Origin of the sequence: Mesobacillus sp., assembly GCF_049588175.1 — a bacterium.
Taxonomy (GTDB): domain Bacteria; phylum Bacillota; class Bacilli; order Bacillales; family Cytobacillaceae; genus Mesobacillus.
Genome location: NZ_JBAVFI010000778.1, coordinates 1 through 3,457, shown reverse-complemented (window position 1 = coordinate 3,457; position 3,457 = coordinate 1). Strand labels below are relative to the sequence as shown.

The following is a 3,457-nucleotide window of genomic DNA, read 5'->3' as shown; positions in this document are numbered from 1 at the left end:
CCCTTATGCCCCGGTCCGTCAAAGGTCCGCCGCGAAAATTAACAAATAAATAATCGTGATCCTCTTTCTTTCGAAGATCAGGTCTTCCATTCAATATGTACTCCTCAAGTGCGTCATGAGCAAAGCTGCCGAAAGGAACATACCTTTCTTTTTTCCTTTTCCCATGAACCAAAACAGTAGAAAGCGATAGATCTACGTCTTTCATCTGGATTTTACAGCACTCACCAACCCGGATTCCCGTAGCATATAGCAATTCAAGAATCGCCTTATTCCTTTTGCCTAAAGCCGTTTCAGTCTCACATGCCTTAAATAATTCTGCGAGCTCCTCCTCATAAAAAAAGTCTGGAAGACGTTTTTCTAATTTTGGTATTGAAACAAGCGAAAATGGATTATCATCGACAATTCTTTCCCTCAGCAAAAACTTAAAAAAACTTCGCATGCAGGAAATCTTGCGGGCTACTGACTTTCTCGACAGCTGCTGATCAAATAATTTGGTTAGATAGATCCTTGTATCAGAGTACTCGATATCATCCAGACTATTCAGTCCTTGTTCAGACATGAACATGAAAAATTCCCTAATATCATGTTGATAATGTTCAATAGTATATTGTGAGTAATTTTTTTCAATTTGTAAATATTCTATAAACAACTTTAAAGAATTGTTCACATTTGATTCCATTTCGTCACCTCACAAGGGCTACTAAATAGTAACATATTTATATAGCCCTCGCAATAGAAATTACAAATTTTTCGCAAATTTCTGAATTGTTTCCAATGCCCGTGAAGCATGTTTTTCATTGCGTTCTTGCTTGCCTCTGATTTTCTCAGGCAGATCAGGGAAAAGTCCGAAATTCGCATTCATCGGCTGGAAGTTTTTCGCATTAGTCGTTGTGATATAACGGGCCATGCTTCCCATAGCTGTTTCATGAGGGAATTCCAACGGTTCTTCTCCAGAAACAAGTCTTGCTGCATTAATTCCCGCAACCAAACCACTGGCAGCAGATTCAACATATCCTTCCACACCCGTCATCTGTCCTGCGAAGAAAAGATCCTGCCTGTTTTGGAACTGATAAGTAGCTTTTAAAACCTTTGGCGAATTGATGAAGGTGTTCCTGTGCATGACGCCATAACGAACTATCTCAGCATTTTCAAGCCCCGGAATCAGCTGAAGCACTTCTTTCTGCGGCCCCCATTTTAAATGCGTTTGGAAGCCGACAATGTTGTAAAGTGTGCCTGCTGCATCATCCTGACGAAGCTGGACGACCGCAAAAGGCCGCTTTCCTGTTTTTGGATCTTCTAGACCAACAGGTTTTAAAGGACCAAAAAGCATCGTCTTTCTTCCTCTTTGAGCCATTACTTCGATTGGCATGCATCCTTCGAAGAAAATTTCTTTCTCAAATTCTTTAAGCGGCACAGTCTCAGCTGAAATCAAAGCTTCGTAAAAACGATCGAATTCCTCTTCAGTCATTGGACAGTTTAGATAAGCAGCTTCCCCTTTATCATATCTTGATTTCAGGTAAACCTTGTCCATATCAATACTGTCTTTTTCAAGGATTGGCGCAGCGGCATCATAAAAGTACAGATATTCTTCACCAGTCAGCGCTTTTAATTGCTCAGATAGCGCCTGGCTTGTCAATGGTCCGGTAGCAATGACAGTAGGTCCTTCTGGAATTTGAGTAATTTCTTCATTAAAAACAGTGACATTTGGATGCTGCTTTACACGATCTGTTACGTATGCAGCGAATTCATGTCGGTCAACGGCCAGTGCGCCTCCTGCAGGAACTGCACATGCATCAGCAGCACCTATAATCACAGAATTAAGCATCCTCATTTCTTCTTTTAAAACACCAACTGCATTCGTTAATGTATTAGCACGCAATGAGTTGCTGCAGACTAATTCAGCAAATTTATCTGTATGGTGAGCAGGCGTCTGTTTAACAGGCCTCATTTCATATAAGTTAACTTTAATGCCTCTTTGAGCCAGCTGCCATGCTGCTTCACTGCCAGCAAGGCCGGCACCTACGACATTTACTGTAGCTTCAGTCATATCTATTTCCTCCAGTAGCTATTAAAAAATTGTTCAATAGGCTCATCAAAAGATTTATTATACCATCTGCCTGCACATAAATCTTCTATTATATACTTAACTCTTAATTACTTTTCCCTGATACTTGTATCATTTTGCACTTTCCTTTACGAAAAAGAAAGAAAAAAGTTTCAATTTCCCCTTAAATCAGCGTATCATGTTCGTTTTCTTAGCTTATAAGCCTAAAATCAAACACAAAGAGTGAGCCTAAGGCTCACTCTAGCTTTGTGGTACTTCTTTATAATCACATTCGGTACATTGCACCTGAACGCCTTTTTTAAGCTTCTTTTCGACCAGCAGCTTGTCACATTTAGGGCAGGTGCGTGCCAGCGGCTTATCCCACGATAGGAAATCACACTCTGGGAAGCGATCGCAGCCATAAAAAATCCGGCGCTTCTTGCTTTTCCGCTCGATGATGTTTCCTTCCTCGCATTTCGGGCATTTAACTCCAATATCCTTAACGATTGCCTTCGTATTGCGGCAATCAGGGAAATTGCTGCAAGCCATGAATTTGCCGTATCTTCCCATTTTGAATACCATAGGGTTTCCACATTGTTCGCAATCTTCACCAGCAGGTTCGTCCTTGATTTCGATTTCCTGCATTTCCTTCTCCGCAATTTTAAGATGCTTCTCAAAACCCTGGTAAAATTCGTCTATGACATTAACCCAGTTGACTTTCCCATCTTCGACATTATCAAGGTCCTGTTCCATTTTTGCGGTAAACGCAAGGTCAACAATACCGGGGAAGAATTCGATCATCAGTTCATGGATGACTTCTCCAAGTTCTGTTGGTACAAACCGTTTATTATCAAGTGTTACATATCCTCTTTTCTGGATTGTATCCAGGGTTGGCGCAAAAGTGGATGGTCGGCCAATACCTAACTCTTCAAGTGTCCTTACCAGCCTTGATTCTGTATACCTTGGAGGCGGCTGAGTAAAATGCTGCTTAGACTCCATATCTTTCTTGGTGACCTCGTCACCTTCCTTTAGATCTGGAAGGAATTTATCCTTTTCTTCCACCTGGTCATCAGAGCCTTCCACATATACCTTCATGAATCCTGGGAATTTTACCTTTGAACCAGTAGCCCTAAAAATAACATTATTATTCTTTAAATCAACGCTCATCGTATCCATGACAGCAGAGGCCATCTGGCTTGCAATAAATCGTTCCCAAATCAGTTTGTAAAGTCTAAACTGATCCTTGGAAAGATATTCCTTAAGTGTATCGGGTGCTTTCATTGTGCTCGTCGGCCTGATAGCTTCGTGGGCATCTTGTGCATTTGTTTGCTTCTTTTCTTTTTTCGCTTCTGTCAGTATGAAATCCTCGCCAAACTCATTACTGATATATTGGCGTGCTTCAGACTGGGCAAC

3 protein-coding genes are annotated in these 3,457 nt (G+C 41.2%); all 3 read right to left on the bottom strand.

Features of this window, described 5'->3' with window-relative positions:
* Positions 1 to 679, bottom strand: a 679-nt coding sequence (locus WB217_RS18860) for a tyrosine-type recombinase/integrase (protein ID WP_423994870.1), incomplete at its 3' end; no start/stop codon positions are given.
* 60 nt (positions 680 to 739) lie between these two features.
* A complete protein-coding gene (gene trmFO / locus WB217_RS18855; protein WP_423994869.1) occupies positions 740 to 2,047 on the bottom strand; it encodes an FADH(2)-oxidizing methylenetetrahydrofolate--tRNA-(uracil(54)-C(5))-methyltransferase TrmFO in 1,308 nt (435 codons plus the stop codon).
* Between the two features lie 258 nt (positions 2,048 to 2,305).
* On the bottom strand, positions 2,306 to 3,457 hold a 1,152-nt coding region (locus WB217_RS18850), incomplete at its 5' end, for a DNA topoisomerase (RefSeq protein ID WP_423994868.1).